General features: G+C 46.7%; 12 protein-coding genes, 1 tRNA gene and 1 pseudogene. 1 reads left to right on the top strand and 13 read right to left on the bottom strand.

Annotation, left to right across the window (positions count from 1 at the left end; all coding sequences use genetic code 11):
* Window positions 1-8: 8 nt before the first annotated feature.
* The 13 genes and pseudogenes from pheS to ilvB form a co-directional block, all read right to left on the bottom strand.
* On the bottom strand, window positions 9-1,040 hold the full coding sequence (gene pheS / locus ABH897_RS12875) for a phenylalanine--tRNA ligase subunit alpha (protein WP_404520014.1): 1,032 nt from the start codon (window positions 1,038-1,040) through the stop codon (window positions 9-11).
* A gap of 479 nt (window positions 1,041-1,519) precedes the next feature.
* Window positions 1,520-3,361, bottom strand: coding sequence for a ribosomal protection-like ABC-F family protein (gene abc-f, locus ABH897_RS12870; protein ID WP_404592109.1), 1,842 nt, complete (start codon window positions 3,359-3,361; stop codon window positions 1,520-1,522).
* Between the two features lie 376 nt (window positions 3,362-3,737).
* Window positions 3,738-4,380: pseudogene (locus ABH897_RS12865) on the bottom strand (pectate lyase family protein); the annotation flags it as partial.
* Between the two features lie 199 nt (window positions 4,381-4,579).
* Window positions 4,580-4,650 (bottom strand) — tRNA-Gly (locus ABH897_RS12860).
* Window positions 4,651-4,757: 107 nt separating this feature from the next.
* Complete coding sequence (locus tag ABH897_RS12855) at window positions 4,758-6,899, bottom strand: putative bifunctional diguanylate cyclase/phosphodiesterase (protein ID WP_404592107.1); 2,142 nt, start codon at window positions 6,897-6,899, stop codon at window positions 4,758-4,760.
* Window positions 6,900-7,239: 340 nt separating this feature from the next.
* On the bottom strand, window positions 7,240-8,343 hold the full coding sequence (locus ABH897_RS12850) for an ATP-binding protein (protein WP_283655222.1): 1,104 nt from the start codon (window positions 8,341-8,343) through the stop codon (window positions 7,240-7,242).
* A gap of 342 nt (window positions 8,344-8,685) precedes the next feature.
* Window positions 8,686-9,102: a hypothetical protein gene (locus ABH897_RS12845; protein WP_007429530.1), complete on the bottom strand. Its 417-nt coding sequence runs from the start codon at window positions 9,100-9,102 to the stop codon at window positions 8,686-8,688.
* A gap of 265 nt (window positions 9,103-9,367) precedes the next feature.
* Entirely contained in the window at window positions 9,368-9,907 is a 540-nt protein-coding gene (locus tag ABH897_RS12840) for a peroxiredoxin (protein WP_014280569.1), read from the bottom strand.
* 328 nt (window positions 9,908-10,235) lie between these two features.
* Window positions 10,236-11,312: a 3-isopropylmalate dehydrogenase gene (gene leuB / locus ABH897_RS12835; protein ID WP_283655221.1), complete on the bottom strand. Its 1,077-nt coding sequence runs from the start codon at window positions 11,310-11,312 to the stop codon at window positions 10,236-10,238.
* A gap of 204 nt (window positions 11,313-11,516) precedes the next feature.
* On the bottom strand, window positions 11,517-13,058 hold the full coding sequence (locus tag ABH897_RS12830; RefSeq protein WP_044646663.1) for a 2-isopropylmalate synthase: 1,542 nt from the start codon (window positions 13,056-13,058) through the stop codon (window positions 11,517-11,519).
* Window positions 13,059-13,182: 124 nt separating this feature from the next.
* Window positions 13,183-14,175, bottom strand: coding sequence for a ketol-acid reductoisomerase (ilvC, locus tag ABH897_RS12825; protein WP_014280566.1), 993 nt, complete (start codon window positions 14,173-14,175; stop codon window positions 13,183-13,185).
* Between the two features lie 163 nt (window positions 14,176-14,338).
* Window positions 14,339-14,824: an acetolactate synthase small subunit gene (ilvN, locus tag ABH897_RS12820; RefSeq protein ID WP_283655220.1), complete on the bottom strand. Its 486-nt coding sequence runs from the start codon at window positions 14,822-14,824 to the stop codon at window positions 14,339-14,341.
* 1 nt (window position 14,825) lies between these two features.
* Window positions 14,826-16,571, bottom strand: a complete 1,746-nt coding sequence (ilvB, locus tag ABH897_RS12815; RefSeq protein WP_283655219.1) for a biosynthetic-type acetolactate synthase large subunit — start codon at window positions 16,569-16,571, stop codon at window positions 14,826-14,828.
* 614 nt (window positions 16,572-17,185) lie between these two features.
* On the opposite strand from ilvB, the gene ABH897_RS12810 reads away from it, so the two are divergent.
* On the top strand, window positions 17,186-17,626 hold the full coding sequence (locus ABH897_RS12810; protein WP_044646666.1) for a GNAT family N-acetyltransferase: 441 nt from the start codon (window positions 17,186-17,188) through the stop codon (window positions 17,624-17,626).
* Window position 17,627 lies beyond the last annotated feature (1 nt).

Raw genomic sequence — 17,627 nt, 5'->3', positions numbered from 1 at the left:
ATAGTTGTTTATTGACGCGCAAACTGCTTCAAGAATGACAGGTCGCTGTTATAAAAATGACGAATATCGTCAATTCCGTATTTCAAAATGGCAATCCGTTCTACACCCATACCGAATGCAAAGCCGCTATATACCTCGGGATCAAAACCGCCCATTTCCAGCACTTTCGGATGCACCATGCCACAGCCCAAAATTTCGATCCATACGCGCTCGCCATTTTTCTTTACAAAAGTCACGTCCACCTCGGCACTCGGCTCTGTAAACGGAAAGAAGCTTGGACGCAGACGGATTTCGGTCGATTCCCCGAACATTTCGCGTGCGAATTGCAGCAAGGTTCCTTTCAGATCACTCATGCGAATGTCTTTTCCAATCACAAGCCCTTCAATTTGGTGGAATTGGAAAGAATGCGTAGCATCGTCATCATCACGTCGGAAAACCGTACCCGGACAAATGACCTTAATCGGCGTTTCGCCCTTCATCGCCTCCATTGCGCGAATCTGAACGGGTGACGTATGGGTACGCATCAACAGATCCTCGGTCAGATAAAACGAATCCTGCATATCCCGCGCCGGGTGATTTTTAGGCAGGTTCAACGCTTCAAAGTTATAATAATCCGTCTCAGCCTGTGGACCTTCTGCAACCCGGTAGCCCATACCTGTAAAAATATCCTCGATCTGCTCAATTACTTTGTTGAGTGGATGCAATCCACCTTGCGGCATTGTGCGTCCAGGTAGTGTAACGTCGATCTTTTCCGCTTGCAGACGCTCATTCGTCTCCGCTTTCGTGAACTCATCCTGTTTACGGTTGACGACTTCTTCAATCGCCTCGCGCACTTCATTGGCTACTTGTCCGACAACTGGACGTTCTTCCGCGCTCAGCTTGCCCATACCGCGCAAAATTTCAGTCAGCGCACCCTTTTTACCCGAATATTTGACCCGCAGATCAGCTAGCTCTTTGGGCGTTGCCACCTTCTCCAATACTTCCAATGCTTCTTCCTTCAAGGCCAGCAAATGTTCCTTCATTTGGATGGTTTCGCTCATCGCCTGTTCAGTCCCCTTTCTTCATATCCAGTTTTTCAGACAACAAAAAAAGGTCCTTTCTCCCGGTAAGGGACGAAAAGACCGTGGTACCACCCTCGTTAGACAATCCTGCTCAGCCCACCCCGCGCTTTGCCTTTCGACAATATCTGCCTCTCGGCAACACAGGTGTTTATCCATGCTATGCAATCATGATCTCGCTCTGCACGTTGTAACGGTCGTGAACCGGTATCCCCTACTTGCCCACTTGCCATCTACAGATGGCATACGAGGTTCAAGGAACTGCTCCGGAGCGAACTTCAACAGCCCTGTTCTGCAGAAACGCTCTCAATCCTACGGCGCTTCCTCCCTGTTCAATCGGACACTGCCTACTCTTCTCCATCAAGACATTTTCAAATTTCGAACTATTGTCCATTATTATATGCAAACCCTAGCGCTTTGGCAAGCCGGGCACACGGTTTTACCCATTCTGACGCAGCCGTTTAATCCGACTGATCCAGTTTGGCACGAATACGCCTGATTTCTGACAGCAGTTCCTCATTTTCATCGTCCGGCCCCGCCGTACCCATCAGCTCCGTAAGACGCAACTGTAATCGCAGACGCTCCTCACGCTGTTCCTGATCCTCTGGTTCCTGTTGACGGTTCCGCTGTTCTTCCTGCTTTTCGTCGGCTGTCCCTTCATAGATTTCATAGGTGCCTCCAGGCTGCATATCAAGCAAACGGGTTGCCGTCCGTCGCACCAGCTCCCGGTCATGTGAGACAAGAACCAGCGCCCCATCGTAACTGCGCAAAGACTCCTCCACGATTTCACGGGTTTCAATGTCAAAATAATTGGTTGGCTCATCCAGCACCAGCAGGTTGGCTCCACTAAAGTACAAACGTAGAAAGGCCACTCTGCATTTCTCACCCATACTGAGCGTCCCGATCCTCTTGAACACATCTTCTCTGGCAAAAAGAAAGCATCCCAGCACCGTTCTCGCTTCCGTCTGCGTCATGGTGGGGAGCGCAAGCAAGCTGTCCAGCAATGTCTGATCCTTTGGAAGCTGCTCCAGCTCCTGTGAGAAATATCCGATTTTTAGCTGTGGATTCGCTGTGATCTTTCCCTTATACGGCTCCAACTGTCCTGTTAACAGCCGCAGCAGCGTTGTTTTGCCAATTCCATTCGAACCCCGAACAGCCAGACGATCGCCACGAGCAATGTTCAGGTTGAGATCCTGCACAATGGTATTATGGTCGTCGTAGCTAAAATAGACATGCTCGGCACGCAGCAAATATTTGGCCTGAAATCTGCTGTCACTTAATTTCATATGCAGAGACGCGGCTTCACGCGGCTGCTCAACCCGATTGGCCTCCAGCCGTTCCAACTCCTTCTCCTTCGCATGATAACGGGAAATATTTTTATTAGCCTTGGCCTTATAAAAGCTTTGCGTAACGGCCATTTCCACATTGGAAGCTGCCCGGTGCGCCTGATGGAACCATTCCCGATAACTTCGGATCGTCTCCTCCAACGCCTGCCGTGCCAGCTCCTGCTTCCGGTAGTTGGCTTCCTGCTCCCGCAGCTCCCTTTCCTTTTGCTCCTTATATTCCGTATAGCCGCCCTTATAGCGCCGAATGCCCGTTGACGTCAGCTCGCAAATACCTGTAGCTACTCGATCCAAAAAGGCTCTGTCATGCGATACAAACAACAACGTCCCATGATATGTGGACAGCCACTGCTCCAGCCAGAGCAAACTTTCGGCATCCAGATGGTTGGTCGGTTCATCCAGCACCAGCAGCTTCGGCTGTCTGACCATCAATCCGGCTAACCGTACTCTGGTCTTCTGCCCTCCGCTCAGGTCACCATAGGAAATAGGCCACGTCTCAGCAGGCATCCCCATCCGGGTCAGCGCCTTTTCCACTTCGGACTCCCACGCAAAACCTTGCAGCCGCTCGTACTCATCCATCAGCTCGCCGTATTGCTCCAGCCGACGCTCTGCTTCCTCTCCCCTATGGGCAATTTCAGCCTCCAGTTGCTTCAGCGTCGTCTTCACTCGCCAATGCTCAGGACTGGCCTGCTGTGCCGCCTCCAGTGCAGTTCGCGCGGATTGAATGGTATCCTGCTGCTTCATCCAGCCCCGCTCCTCCAGCGGCAATTCATGCTCTAACTTACCTGAAGTCGGCGCCTCGTCGCCCAACAGTATCCGCAATAGCGTCGTTTTGCCTGCTCCATTTCTTCCGAACAGGGCGAGCCGCTCCCCCTCCGTCACATCCATGGACACATTCTCAAACAAAGACGTCCCGTTCCAATCCTTTATGACATCTCGAATACGCAAAATGGTTCTCATATGGTAATCATCCTTTCCCTGTCCGGTTTTCATCACCGGAAGCAATAAAAAAAGCCGCAGAAGGCTGCGGCTTGCTTACAAGGAATATAGAATGACTGCTATGAATCGTTTCAGAACATACGTTTATAAGAAAGAGAACCGTAAACGGAAAAAAGCATAATCCCGTTCCGGAGCAAACGTATACGTCCCAAACCTCATTTTCAGACACACTTCTCCCGTTGCAGCATACAGCCGCCTGCCACTAACTGTGCAGTTTATGGGGAAAATCGGTGTGCTTACTTCATCGGACGTATCGTTACCTTCCTTTTCACGGAATACTTGCTTGCAGCCAGTATAGCAGATCAGAAAATATTTGCAAATCCGTTGTACATCAAAATTATTTTCCGAATACAAGAGTTGTATTGGACGAGCCTGCATATTTAGTTACAAATTCCTTGGTATATTCAGGAGTTTGAACTTGATAACTGTAGTTCTTGCTCGGATTCCAGTTGGTCACCCGCGACTTTTGGTTGATAATGGCTGGAAAGCTGCCGACGTCTTTAAATTCTCCATTTGCTTTATCGTCCAGAATGCCGCCCTTTTCGCTACCTTTTCCAAAATAGTTGTACTCCGAATAGATCTGCATTCGTAGCTATCCTGTAGGCCAACTGAAAATTATTGATGTAATTATTTTTAACATGGAAATATCCATATCTCATAAGCCCAGGACCGCGAACTTGCAAATTTTCAAAATAATTATTGGAGATAGTGATATAAGGTAAAGCTGAATATCATCATTATCGTTAATGTGGCGCTATGTTCAAAAGTCAAGTTTTGAAAGATCACAATACCGGAATTAGCCGTTGTTTTCAAATGAATATTAACCAGTTGTTCTGCGCGTATGAACCCATAAGCGATTTGTTGGAACCAATATTGACAACGGTTTTAGAGGAGGCAAAAATATTTTTTTCAATCACCAGGATTTTGGGAGTTGAATCCCCTAACTGGTTTTTCAAATCGTTGAGATTGTTGATATAGATATTTTTGTATAATAGTGTAAAAAAACAGTTCGTAAGAACGCAAACAAGCCGGTACACCCGATTGGCATCCCGGCTAACTATATGTAATCCAACTGCCCCTTGATCTGCTCCTATTTTAAAAAGGAGTCTGTCGTACGTCGAGCTATGGGCAAAACAAAAACCCTTGTAGGGCAAGGGTTTCAAGCATTTTATACAGCAAAGCGGGTGATGGGAATCGAACCCACGCTATCAGCTTGGAAGGCTGAAGTTCTACCATTGAACTACACCCGCACTTTAAAATATCTTAATTCTTATGAATGACATATTCGAACTGTTGTCAACCAGCAGAATCAGGATGTTATCTAGTATAACTTACCTGCCTGTAAATTGCAAGCAAACTACATACCATCCTGAACCAGCCAATTCATAGGTTTGCGCAAAAACAGGTTTTCAAAGGATTCTGCCGGAATGGGCCGACTGAAATAATAGCCTTGTCCCTCATGGCAATCCTGAGACTGTAAAAATTGGAGCTGGCCCTCATTTTCCACTCCTTCAGCCGTAACCTTCAGCTTCAAATGGTGGGCCATGGAGGCAATGGTCGACACAATAGCCGCATTTTTGCTGTCCACCAGTACCTCATTGACAAAGGAACGGTCAATTTTAAGTCGGTCAATCGGAAGATTTTTCAAATAATGCAACGAACTATAGCCTGTTCCAAAATCGTCGATACTGATTGCAACGCCAATGGCCTTTATGTTTTTCAGTTGCTCAAAGGCCAGATCCTTATCAAAAGTCATACTCTCTGTAATCTCCAGCTCCAGGTAGCACGGCTCCAGTTCCGTGTAGGTCAAAATGCCCCGTATCACATCCACGAGCTTTTTTTGCTGAAATTGGCGCATGGATAAATTCACTGATATCGGGATCGGCTGGTACCCTGCCTTCTGCCAACTCTTGTTTTGCAGGCAAGCTTCCCGCAGCACCCATTCCCCCAAAGGCACGATCAGACCGCTTTCTTCGGCCACCGGAATAAAATCTCCCGGCATCACCATTCCGCGATGAGGATGATTCCAGCGCACCAGTGCCTCCAAGCTTGTCAGTTCACCGCTTTGTAAATGAACACGCGGTTGATACACCAGTGAAAATTCCTCATTTTCAAGCGCACGCCGCAAATCATTTTCCAATTGGAGCCTTTCCTGCGCACGCATCTGCATAACACTGGTATACCGCTGAAAATTCACTCCCTGCTCCTTGGCATTATGAACAGCGGTATCCGCATGCTGAATGAGCTGCTCACCCTGAGTGGCATCCAGAGGATATAAAGCTATCCCCATACTCACCATCACATGATAGTACTCACCATTAATATCAAAAGGCTGCTCAAACAACTTTACCATATCATCAATACGATTTTTCATGGCATCTATATCCTGGTAGCCTGTGAGAAGAAACGCAAACTCATCTCTGCCCATACTGAAAACATCCTCGCCTTCACGGCAAAAATGCTCCAAGCGTTCTCCCACCGCATACAGCAAATAATTCCCTGCCATATGCCCCAACGAATCGTTAATGGTTTTGAATCGGTCAATATTCAATATTAAAAGAGCTGCCGTCTCATCGGGTTTTAATGGATTACGCAGAGATTGCTCCAGACGTTGTGAAAGACGCCGACGATTCGGTAGCCCTGTGATATCATCATAATAGGCTATGTAATTAAATTCAGATTCTGCCGCCTTCTTTTCCAGGTATGGAACAAGGACCATGAGCCGAACCAAGCCGCTTAGCAGATCATAAAACGCAATAGCATTCATCAAAAGTCCCATAAGCTGATTTATATCACTCATTTGCCGGGAGGACAAATAAAACAACTGGCTCACGATACATAGCCCAATCCCGCGAAGCATAAGCAACATACCAAATTCCGATGGAAGATATTTAAAATATTTTCGTGCGCCCAAAATAAAATTGGATACAAGCAGAAACAGGATAACCCAGTTCAACATCCATCCCAGATTGTCCAGTTCATGTCTTATACGAAGATCCGGTAAGTACGGTCCGTAGATCTGAATAGTCCCAAGGATCAGCAAAGTAAAACTTATACCTGTCCATAAAGCGGTTTTCTTGTGTCCTGATTTGGCTTTTCTAAAGGGGAAGGAGCAAATGACTATAAGCATAATGGAGGTAAAGACACGGTTCACATAAAGAATCCATAGCGAAATACCCGGAGACAAAACAAAATCTGTCAGGCTAATAAAACTAAACGAGACGATATGAATAAGGTAAAGAAGACCAGTCACCAGAAATGTGGGCGCGATGAGAAGTCTCTGCCAGGATAAGTGCTCCAGCAAAACCGACCAAGATTGATAAAAAATAGAGAAACAGATCGCCGCACAGACGAATCCAGCAATGGGATATAGCAAGAAAAAAACATTATAGGAGTATAGCTTATTCAAAGTTACATGAAATAACTGAACCAGGACAAACAGAACTAGCGCAGCAATGCCGATGCCTATCGTTTTCTTTACTTCCAGCCGTGTACTCATTCAGCCTCTTCAGCCCCCTGCATATCGGAAATTCCGATCATCTAAGACGTTTGACAGCTTTGGAAGCCGTTTTTTAAGTCTTTAGTATCAAAAATAAATATGGATTATGGTACATAATAACATTTAATCTGTGAAAGGTGAATCATTTTTTTGTCTTATATTCATTATTTCATTTTCGTATTTACGCAAATAAATAAGCTTCCAGAACCAAAAAAGCGCATCATCTCTTCAGATAATGCGCTCTATCCGGTCTTTTTCAAATGAGTGATACCTATGCCCCAGTTCTGTACAACACAAAAGAATCAGTACCTACTACATCCCTTGTGAAAGTCCCAGAACACTAAACTACAGGAAGCGTGATTTTAAACTGTGTCCCCTTTCCATGTGTACTGTCTACATGAATAAAGCCCCCGTGATTTTTGATGATCCGATAGCTCACTGCCAGTCCCAAGCCGGTACCACTTTCTTTCGTTGTAAAAAATGGATCAAATAAACGTGATAATGTATTGTGATCCATTCCCAAACCGTTATCTTCAATGCAAATATGGACATACGAGCCTTCCAGCACTGTATGGATATCAATGCATCCCTTACGGTCCTCTCTGATACCTTCGATGGCATCCATTGCATTTTTGATCATATTGAGAATGACCTGCTTAATCTGCTTTACATCAATCGAAACCTTCATGATCGTACTATTTTCATCCAGTGCAATTTGACAACCCTTCATCAGCGCCTCGCTTTCGGTCAGCATCACAACCTCTTTCAGCAGACCCATCACAGGTACGGCTGTTTTTTGCGGAGCTGAAGGCTTGGACGAATTCAGAAACTCATAAATAATGTCGTTCGCACGATCTATCTCTGTCAATATTATACGAGCATACTCATCTCTTCCCAGCTCCACCAGATGCGGCCGCAGTAATTGAATAAAGCCCCGAATAGCGGTAAGCGGGTTACGGATTTCATGAGCAATCGAGGCGGAAATGCGGCCTAACATCGCGAGCTTGTCATTTTGATACGCCGTCTGCTCAATTTGCTTATAATCCGACACATCCTTGACACTGAACAAAAAATCGCCATCCATCTGATCCCCGTAGGTCACCGTAATCAACCAATGCCGACTATATTCATCAATTAGCTCATGATAGCGCTTTCTATGAAAGATGGTCTCTTTGTATATCCGCATAATTTTCTTCTTCTTAAATCGGCTTAACTCGGGATGATGCAAAATTTGCATCAAGTTGCGGCCTGCCAGCGAACTACGCGGCAGTTCCAGCAGTTTGGCCATTTGCACGTTAATAAAGGTCAGTACACCGTCACTGTCAAACAGCATGATACCACTATCCAGGTTCTCCAGAACATTTTCATACTTGTTATTGGCGATCTGAGTGGAAGGACAAGCTCCCACGGTATCAAGCAAGGCTTCTTGGAATTCACTGATCATGCCAGGCTTCCCCCTTGTTTCGGAATGATAAACTGGCCGTATCGGACGCTTAACATTTTTTGAAGAAGAGAAAGACATCATCTATCGACTACCCTTCAACGGTTAGAAAACAGATTCAGAAAATCCTGGTCATCTCTTTCCAATTGAGAGTCTAATTTTATGATAGACAAGACTTAGGATTCCAGTCAATCGGAAAAAGTGTCGAATTCACATTTTTATCCTGTTTTCTTTCGTCATAATATCTGCGCAACATTACCAAAAACGAAATAATAAGTTAGGAATAAGCATCCTACACACCAAAGAAGCTCTCTAGGTGTGAGAGCTTCTTTGGTGTGTAGGATGTCAACTGCCGCTCTTATTATGCTGAAGCCGAGAGCGTCTCTGGCTCATAACAGCCAGTCTTCTCTTGAGCTCTCCCTGCCATTTTTCATCGTTCATCTGTTTTGCTACCATCAATAAATCCAGAGACATGTCAATTTGACGCTTCACAATTTCAAACGCATCTTCACTCTCTCGATTCACACAATTCTCAAATATCGTATCATCATCTTCCATGACGTAGTCCTGAAAATCAATCTCGCTTGCCCCGTCTCCATGTGCATACTCCGCCAAAATTTCATACTCATTCTCGACTTTATAATGGACCTCAATGCGACGACATACTGGGCAAAACAGCAAAGGAACATTATGAACTTGGGTGCGGTAATGCTTCAGCGTTCCCTTGGTTCCTACCATGCTTGCTCCACAGCAATAACTCATCCGGGCTCAGCCTCCTCTGAACAAAACCTGTTCCGCCTTGTTTATCCTCTATGTTACCTTATTCGCTTTCACCAGTCGAAATTCCTCCAAAACACAGTAACATTTCCACAATTATTTCTTATTTCACCCTATACTGTTCACTTCAAACACACATAATTATAAAATCTTTTCCTGCATAACATAGGCAAGCAAGCCCCCAATGTCGGTAAAAAACCGCTTGTTGGGGGCTTGCAAGTTTAATGCTCAACTTCTTCTGAAGTTTGTATTACAGGTTCTTGTCGCCTGGTTTCCAGTTCATTGCGCACAAGCCGCCAGATTGCAAAGCTTGCAGTACACGCAATGTTTCTTCTACACTACGACCTACGTCGTTGTGGTTAACCACTTGATATTTCAATTCGCCTTCAGGATCAATGATGAACAAACCGCGCAATGCAACTCCTTCTTCTTCGATCAGAACGCCATAATCGCTTGCTGTTTTTTTCGTGATATCAGAAGCCAACGGGAAGTTCAGTTTGCCCAATCCATTGTTTTCTTTTGCTGTGTTGATCCATGCTTTGTGGCTGTGTACGGAGTCTACACTGATACCCAGAATTTCAGTATCCAGCTCTTTAAATTGGTCAGCAGCATCGCTCAATGCTGTGATTTCTGTTGGGCACACAAAAGTGAAATCCAGTGGATAGAAGAAGAACACGAGCCATTTGCCACGGTAATCGGAAAGCTTCACCGAACCAAATTCTTGACCGTCCCCAGTCACTGTTTCCAATGCAAAATCAGGTGCGGGTCTTCCTACCAATCTTTCTGCCATAATATGAAATCCTCCTTTTAAAATATGTAAGGATTTTGAAAACTCCTCATGTAAGAAAAACATCAAATGTGTTTTCCTCAATCATCTGTATTGTATTAAAACAACCTACTTGATAAATGTTATCATTCGCAGAAATCAAAGTCAATATTGTAACCATTACTTTTTTAGAATTATTTTAAACTAGGTTTTGAAAATTCACAATTTATACACATTCACCAGGTTGTACACTTCCGGATATAACAGCAGCCCCTGATGGCTCAGGAGCTGCTGTATCATCATGCACTTGCTGTATAATCAGCTACCTTGTTTTAAGGAAGCCTCTAAGCTTTTATCGAATAGCCGCTGCGATCAGATCGCCCATTCGAGTTGTCGAGATGGCCTTGGATTTATCCACCGCGATATCGGCTGTGCGATGTCCGGCATCCAGTACCTCAGCTACCGCCTTCTCAATGGCATCAGCAGCTTTCTCATATCCGAAGGTCATACGGAACATTAAAGCAACGGACAGGATGGTTGCAATCGGGTTGGCCAGTCCTTGACCCGCAATGTCCGGTGCCGAGCCGTGGACCGGCTCGTACAGACCGAAGCTGCCTTCCCCGAGAGAAGCGGAGGACAGCATACCGATGGACCCGGTCAGCATAGCCGCTTCGTCACTAAGGATATCGCCGAACATATTTTCCGTCACGATGACGTCAAAGCTGGACGGCCGACGCAGCAATTGCATTGCGCAGTTATCAACCAGCACATGCTCCAGTTCAACATCCGGATAGTCTACTGCGACCCGGTTAACCACTTCACGCCACAAACGGGAAGTTTCCAGCACGTTGGCCTTGTCCACCGATGCGAGCTTTTTGCGACGCTTTTGTGCAATCTCGAAAGATTGGCGAACAATGCGCTCCACTTCCATTACATTATATGCACATGTATCGACAGCTTCCTCACCCTGCGGGCTTTCACGTCTGAACTTCTCACCGAAGTAGATGCCGCCCGTCAGCTCGCGCACAACGATCAGATCCGTTCCTTCCAGCACTTCAGGTTTCAGTGTCGATGCGTCCTTGAGACAGTCGAAGACGACAGCCGGACGAAGATTCGAGAACAGTCCCAGCTCTTTGCGTATACCCAGCAATCCTGTTTCAGGGCGAAGCTCCTTCGGATTGTTATCCCACTTGGGACCACCTACGGCTCCCAACAGTACGGCATCTGCAGATTGGCAGACAGCCAGCGTTTCTTGCGGCAATGGTGTACCCTTCTCATCAATGGCAATTCCACCGAACAGTGCATGCTCCGTTTCAAATGAATGGCCAAACACTTCCTCCGTACGCTTCAAAATTTTCTCTGCCTCAGCGACCACTTCCGGTCCAATTCCGTCCCCGGCTATTACCGCAATCTTTTTCACGTCTGCCATCACGTACACTCCTCTTGTTTTACAGCCTTACGGGCGTATTATTCATACCTTCTTTGTAACATACATGACAGGGCTTTGACCAAGATATAGAATCTATCAATTTAATAGGATTAGCCTATAAGCTGAAAAGCTGTAGTAAGACAAAACAAAACAGGACCGGAAATACCCGATCCTGTAAACTCCAAATTGCTTGATTCGCAACCATTAGGACTTGTAATCTACACGATTGCTGTAGTTTTTACGCTTGTCGATCAAGCCATTCAATGCATCCACATAAGCGCGGGCACTTGCTTCCAGAATGTCAGTGCTTACCCCACGTCCCTGTACAGACAGATCGTTTTGGGTCAACACGACATGCACTTCACCCAGAGCATCCTTACCTTGGGTAACAGACTTGATCGAGTAATCCGAAAGAACGACTACCTCGCTGCTGGCTTGGTCAATCGCATTGTAAATCGCATCGACCGAGCCGTTCCCTTCAGCTTCCGTCTCAATAACCTGACCCTCGTCGGTAACCAAACGTACCTTGGCGGAAGGTGTAGCCTCGTTGCCATAGGTTACGAAAATCGTTTCCAGCTTGAAGACTTCCGGTGAATCGGCCAGTTTTTCTTCCAGTAGCGCCAGGATATCATCATCCGATACTTCTTTCTTCCTATCAGCCAAATCCTTGAACTGTCCGAAAGAGCGGTTCAGCTCCTCTTCGCTCAATTCGTAGCCCAGCTCGATCAAACGTTCGCGGAAAGCATGGCGACCGGAATGCTTGCCCAGTACCAGCTTGCTCTCCTTCAAACCAATACTTTCCGGCGTCATGATTTCGTAGGTCGTTTTTTCCTTCAACATGCCATCCTGGTGAATACCCGATTCATGTGCAAAAGCATTCGCTCCAACAATCGCCTTGTTGCCCGGCACAACCATGCCCGTCAGGCGGCTGACCAACCGGCTCGTACGTGCGATCTCGGACAGTTGCAGAGACGTTTTGGCCTGGAAAAATTCCTGTCTCGTCTCCAGCGCCATTGCAATTTCCTCAATAGCGGTATTTCCGGCGCGTTCACCGATACCGTTAATGGTGCCCTCAATCTGATCCGCCCCGTTCAGGATCGCAGCCAGTGTATTGGCCGTAGCCATTCCCAGGTCGTTGTGGCAATGTGCGCTCAGTTGAACCTTTTCCACATCAACCACATTTTCCTTAATATGCTTGAAAATGTTGCCGTATTCATAAGGTGTCAAGTAACCCACGGTATCCGGAATATTGACGACAGACGCGCCTTCCTGTACAGCCATGGTGACCATTTCCACCACAAAATCAAGCTCTGTACGACCTGCATCCTCCAGAGAAAACTCTACCTTTGGCAAATATTTTAACCCGTAACGAATGGCTGAACGAGCGGTTTCCAATACCTGTGCCTTCTCCATCCGCAGCTTATGCTGACGGTGAATCGGAGAGGTTGCCAAAAAGATATGGATACATGGGTCCTGAGCTCCCTTAAGTGCCTCGCGGACCGCATCAATATCTTGTTCCCTCGCACGTGAAAGACCAATAACCGTTGAATTTTTGACAGCCTTGGCGACTGCATTGACAGCAGCCAGGTCACCCGGAGAAGCAGCCGGAAAGCCAGCTTCCATACGGTCAATTCCCAGTTTCTCCAACTGGTAGGCGATCTCTACTTTCTCACGGGTATTCAAGTTCACACCAGGTGACTGTTCTCCGTCTCTCAACGTTGTGTCAAATATATATATTTTGCGCAACCTAACACACCTCCCTCAGGATAGAAGCATTAAATTACAATGCGGCTCACGCAATAAGCAGGGCCGCATTGTAAGATTACATTATGAATGAATCATATTGTCGAACTCGTTGTACAAAAAGATCTTATTTTTTGATCCAGTGCATCATTTCGCGCAATTGTCCGCCCACCACTTCAATCGGATGGTTAGCTTCATTACGGCGAGTAGCCGTCAGGAATGCACGTCCGGATTGATTTTCAAGGATAAAGTCACGAGCAAATTTACCTTGTTGAATGTCTGTCAATACGTCTTTCATTGCTTTCTTCGTATCTTCTGTTACGATACGTGGTCCAGTTACATAGTCGCCATATTCCGCTGTGTTACTGATAGAATCCCGCATTGTTGCCAATCCGCCTTCATACATCAGGTCAACGATCAGCTTAAGCTCATGCAAGCATTCGAAGTAAGCCATCTCAGGAGCATATCCTGCTTCAGTCAGCGTTTCAAAGCCCGCTTTTACGAGTGCGCTCACGCCGCCACACAATACCGCTTGCTCACCGAACAGATCCGTTTCCGTTTCTTCACGGAAGGAGGTTTCGATCACGCCTGCACGTGTACAGCCAATACCTTTGGCATATGCAAGACCGATTTCTTTCGCTTGACCCGTTGCATCCTGCTCGATTGCGATCAGACCCGGTACGCCAAAACCTTCTACATAGGTACGACGTACCATATGACCTGGGGATTTTGGAGCAACCAGCAGTACATCGCTATCTTTAGGAGCAACAATTTGTCCGAAATGAACGTTGAAACCATGGGAGAATAAAAGAGCTGCGCCTTTTTTCAGGTTAGGTTCAATTTCATTTTTGTACACAGAAGCTTGTGTTTCATCCGGCAACAAAATTTGGACCACATCTGCACGGCTTGTTGCATCAGCCACGTTCAGAACTTCAAAACCGTCGTTTCTTGCAACATCTGCCGATTTGCCTTCACGCAAACCGATAACAACATTCAGACCACTATCACGCAAGTTTTGTGCTTGAGCATGTCCTTGGCTACCGTAACCGATAACGGCAACTGTTTTTCCTTTCAATACGCTGAGCTCTGCATCTTTTTCGTAGTACGTTGTAACTGCCATGGTTAATTTCCTCCTTTTAATTGGACCCTTCATAATGAGCGGGTACTCCAAGAGACTCTGCCTCGTTACCAAAATTTGAAAATCTCTTCGAGCCCCCGCTCTTATGCGGGCGGTTCTTTATTGATGTAATGCGCTATAAGCGGTAATTCGTTAAAGCTCCGTATTAAGCATTGCCACGTATCATGGCCGTAACCCCGGTTCGGGTCAGCTCACGAATACCGTAGGGCTTCAACAACTCGATCATAGCATCAATTTTTTCGGTATCGCCAATGACCTGAACAATCAAGCTCGTCGTTCCAACATCAACTACTGCTGCTCTGAACGTTTCCACGACACCCATAATTTCTGGCCGCTGAGGTGGTTCTGCTTTCACCTTAATCATCGCCAATTCCCGCGCAACCATTGGCTTGGAGCTAAGATCAATAACCTTGATTACATCAACCAGCTTGTAAAGCTGCTTTTCAATCTGCTCCAGATTGTTCTCATCTCCTATGGTCACAATGACCATACGGGATAATCCAGCTTCCTCCGATTGACCCACGGTAATGCTCTCAATGTTAAAGCCACGGCGACCGAACAGGCCGGACACACGCTGCAAAACGCCGGGATGATCATTTACCAGTACAGCAATGGTATTTTTAATCGTCATTTTACTCGTCCCCCATCAGCATTTGATCAATCGTCGAACCTTGCGTCACCATCGGATATACATTCTCTTCCTTGTTGACCACAAACTCGACAACGACCGGTCCGGGTGTATCAAGCGCCTCCTGCCAAGCCCGACGTGCCTCTTCCTTATTCGTAGCACGCAGTCCTTTTACGCCGTATGCCTCAGCCAGTTTCACAAAATCCGGGCTTCCGGCCAGATCAATATGGCTATAGCGATTGTCATAGATCAATTCCTGCCATTGTCGAACCATCCCCAGCACCTGATTGTTGATAATTACGATTTTGACCGGGATGTTATTGATTGCACAAATGGCCAGCTCCTGCGAACACATCTGCATGCCGCCGTCTCCGTTAATTGAGATAACCAGTCTGTCGGGATTCGCCATCTGAGCGCCGATCGCGGAAGGGAAACCAAATCCCATCGTGCCCAGCCCACCGGATGTTACCCATGAGCGCGGCTGATTGAATTTATAATACTGCGCCGCCCACATTTGATGCTGACCCACATCCGTCGTTACGATTGCGCCGCCTTTGGTCGTTTCATCCAGCAGCTCGACAACCCATTGCGGCTTAAGCACTGTATCCGAATCCTTATAAGAATAAGGCTTCTCATTTTTCCATTGTTGAATTTGCGCTCTCCATGCATCCGCTCGATTCGCGCGTTTCACATCCTGATTCAGCAATTCCAGTACCGCTTTCACATCGCCTACAATCGGAATGTCTGTCGGTACGTTTTTACCGATTTCAGCAGGATCGATATCAATATGGACGATTTTGGCGTGAGGAGCAAAGCCGTCCAGCTTGCCTGTCACCCGGTCATCAAAGCGGGCACCAATACAGATTAGCAAATCCGACTGTTGAATCGCCAGATTGGAGGTGTACGTTCCGTGCATCCCCGGCATTCCCGTCCACAGTTCATGACCGCTTGGGAAACCGCCCAATCCCAGCAATGTTGTCGTAATCGGAATTTCCGTTTTGCGAACAAACTCGTAAAGTGCCTCATGTCCGCCGGAGTATACAACCCCGCCACCTGCCAGAATAAATGGGCGTTCCGCTTCAGCAATAGCCTGAGTCAGCTTGTCTAGCTGAATTTTGTTTGGTAATACCTTCGGGTTATAACCTCGCATGGTCACAGGTCCCGTTTGCGGAACAAACAGCGTTTGGGCTGCCGATATATCCTTCGGAATATCAATTAGTACCGGACCCTTGCGACCCGTGTTGGCAATATGGAACGCCTCATGAATGATTCGCGGCAGATCCTCTACATCTCTTACCAGATAGCTGTGCTTCGTAATCGGCATCGTGATTCCCGTGATATCGGCTTCCTGGAAAGCGTCCGTGCCGATCAAGGAAGATACAACGTTACCCGTGATGACCACTAACGGCACCGAATCCATAAAAGCCGTCGCAATGCCGGTTACCAGGTTGGTTGCTCCAGGTCCGGAAGTCGCGATACAGACGCCGACTTTACCGCTGGCACGTGCGTAACCATCTGCCGCATGAATAGCTCCCTGCTCGTGACGGGTGAGGACATGCTTGAAATCCTCAAAGCCGTACATGGCATCATAAATGTAAAGCACTGCACCACCAGGGTATCCGAAGACACAATCTACTCCCTCCAGCAACAGGCTACGGAGCAAAATTTCCGAACCTGTAATCACTTCAGGTTTCATCCACTTTTCACGTAATTCATCGGTTGACCGAACTTCAGGAATTTGTGCACTCATTGGTCATCCTCCTTCACAAAATTTACATACATCTGACATTTGTAAAAACAAAAAAACCTTCCATCCCTAGAACAGACTTGCTGTTACTGAGGGACGAAAGGCTGTAGCTTCCGTGGTACCACCCGTGTTTGCCCGATATTTCGCAATACCGAACCTTGGCAGGTACAGAAATCACAAAGGATCTCCATATCTGGCGTCTGTAACGTAGACCATACGATTTTCCCTAATAGGTGATTCAGCGCACCGCTAAATATCATCGGGCCCAAATACTTTTCAGGAAAACAGCTCCAAGGTGAGCTCGTTAAAAAGGGATTTTGGTGAAGCTTGCAGCTAATGCCTCACTCTCTGAACAAAAGAGCCCTAATCACTTCGTCCTTTTCATTGCCGTTGAGTTCATGTCATTCTTTCAAATGTTTAGACACATTATATGTCCCCCATCTGGGATAGTCAATACCCAGATTTCATAAAAATTTATGTTTTTTCTCCGGGGTACCTCTGAATCGCACGCTTCCATGAGGTATCCGCATATTATAAAAAAGACCACACGGCGAGACTGTGCGCACCTCCAAAGCTGCGTCTTGCCTTGCTAAAAGGGTGGAAAAGGAGGCCCGCTTATGATCCGCAAACGCAGCGCTCAGGATGACCGCATGATCCTTCGACTGATCGAGCAAGAGCTTGTTCCCCTATCGCATTTAAGCGCACAAGAAATGGATCAAATTCGTAAAGAATTACCCCGGCGCTTAAACCGGGGCATCACTTTTGTCGCTTGTAGGCCGGATAATGCACAGCCTGTCGGCTTCATTCATGTCATGCTGCATGGAGAGCTGCTGTATATTGATTTGATCGCAATCTCTTCGTCTCATCAAGGCCAGCGCTACGGAATAAAACTGCTGGAGCATGCCGAGCAATATGGGCGACTACGACGCTGCAAGCGGGCAAAAGTCATGGTAGACGAAGACAATATCCGTGGAATCCGCTTTTATCTGCGCAACCAGTACCAAATGCTACGATACGTCTCCCTGAGCCGATGCCATGAACTTGAAAAGGCATTGTGAA

Source organism: Paenibacillus sp. RC73 (assembly GCF_044908085.1).
GTDB lineage: Bacteria > Bacillota > Bacilli > Paenibacillales > Paenibacillaceae > Paenibacillus > Paenibacillus terrae_A.
The sequence above is the reverse complement of the archived record's forward strand: the minus strand, read 5'-3'. Positions and strand labels throughout refer to the sequence as shown.